We start from the raw sequence: 391 nt of genomic DNA on the forward strand, positions 1-391 counted from the left end.
CTTTCAGATGAGGCAAAGAAAAACACCGAGGATCTCGAAGAAGCAAAGAAGAATTCAAGGTTTACACAGGTATCCCCAAAAGGTTGGGAACGTGTTCGAGAGCTGCTGAAGGATAGCCAAGGCATATCAGCACTGAAGCTGTACTCATTTTTAGCGGAGCATATCGATCCTACGTGTGGCGCTGTCGTTGCGGATCAGCAATTCCTAGCTGAAAAACTTGGAGTTAGCAGAAGTACAATTATTCGGTGGCTCAATTACTTAGAATCAAAAAATGCATTAGTTAGAATCCCCGTTGCTGGTAAGGTTTGTGCGTATGCCCTCGATCCACATGAAGTCTGGAAGGGATACAACACTACGAAAAACCATGCAGCGTTTGTCACTAAAACACTGG

Annotated in this window: 1 protein-coding gene; it reads left to right on the forward strand. The window is 44.5% G+C overall.

Going from position 1 to position 391, the window contains the following annotated elements:
- Window positions 1-391: helix-turn-helix domain-containing protein (locus tag EVJ22_RS15335; RefSeq protein WP_131444283.1), on the forward strand; the 391-nt coding region annotated here is incomplete at both ends.

The sequence above is a fragment of the Exiguobacterium sp. SH0S7 genome (genome assembly GCF_004337195.1).
In the GTDB taxonomy this organism is placed as follows: domain Bacteria; phylum Bacillota; class Bacilli; order Exiguobacteriales; family Exiguobacteriaceae; genus Exiguobacterium; species Exiguobacterium aurantiacum_A.